The following is a 1,103-nucleotide window of genomic DNA, read 5'->3' as shown; positions in this document are numbered from 1 at the left end:
TCAATTACGCCACTGTGTGTAACGAGCATTACATTTGGACCAATTTCACAATTAATCATTTTCTCACAAAGCTTTTTATATGCATTTTTGATTCTAGAATAAAATTCTAGTGGACTTTCACCACTTGGATATCGTTCATCCATTTGTAGAGTGTTAAAATAAAGACCTGGATATTTTTCAACTGCTTCCGTATTCAAAATCCCTGCTAGCATCCCATTATTACTCTCTCTCCACTCTTCACAGAACTTTACAGGCATATTAAACCTTACAGATATTTCATTTACCGTTTCTACTGTTCGTTTTAAATCACTACTAATTAAGGTATTAATATTATATTTATCTTTATTATTATATAAATGCTCTGCTAATTTCTTTGATTGATTTATCCCCTCTTCAATTAAGCCCAAATTACTCCATCCACCACGATATTCTTCATAATCTTTACCATGTCTAACCAAATATATAATCATATTATATATCTCCATATGTAAATTTTATATCTTCCAATTTAATACAATTACGAATTTATTATAACATCCTTTTTAATAATGTATTATTTAACTTTTAAAATTTAAATTTCATTTACTTTGCAATATATTTGAATTGTGTACAAAAAAAATACCGTAGATTCATTTTGAATAATACGGTATTTTTGCAATTTAATCTCTAATTTATTTTAGTAAAATCTAATTCTACTTCTCCATCTGTTATTACTATAATAGTATTCTTGTTTGTTATTGTACCAGCGTTACATTTTCTATTACAGTTTATATTTTTATAAACTATATTAGCATTTTCATCCAATACAATAATTGCTGAATCACTATTTTTATTAACAAATTTGTATTGCAAATTATATTCACCTTTATAATTTTTATCCAAATTATAAATTCCTTCCTTATAAACTTTATTAATAGGTTCAATAGGAGTATTTGCATATACATTATTTGTAGTAAAAATAATAACAGCTATTATTAATGCTGCTATATAAATCGCTTTCTTTCTCATGTTATTCACCTCATAAATATTATTTACTACATTTAATATTTAAATACGGTATTATTAACTTTTCAAAAGTCATTTAGTTCACAATATGATACTAT

Annotated in this window: 2 protein-coding genes; both read right to left on the bottom strand. The window is 24.9% G+C overall.

What is annotated here, in order from left to right:
- Window positions 1-470, bottom strand: a 470-nt coding sequence (locus BN1075_RS00580; RefSeq protein ID WP_040191084.1) for a histidine phosphatase family protein, incomplete at its 3' end; no start/stop codon positions are given.
- Between the two features lie 196 nt (window positions 471-666).
- A complete protein-coding gene (locus tag BN1075_RS00575; protein WP_040191082.1) occupies window positions 667-1,008 on the bottom strand; it encodes a hypothetical protein in 342 nt (113 codons plus the stop codon).
- Window positions 1,009-1,103 lie beyond the last annotated feature (95 nt).

The sequence above is a fragment of the Clostridium culturomicium genome (assembly GCF_000821305.1).
Classification (GTDB): Bacteria; Bacillota; Clostridia; order Clostridiales; family Clostridiaceae; genus Clostridium_J; species Clostridium_J culturomicium.
Note: the sequence above shows the minus strand (reverse complement) of the source record. Positions and strands in the feature narration are given on the sequence as shown.

Bases quoted from the DNA above. Each gene is read 5' to 3' on its own strand.
- BN1075_RS00575 (WP_040191082.1), bottom strand. From the start codon at position 1,008: ATGAGAAAGAAAGCGATTTATATAGCAGCATTAATAATAGCTGTTATT.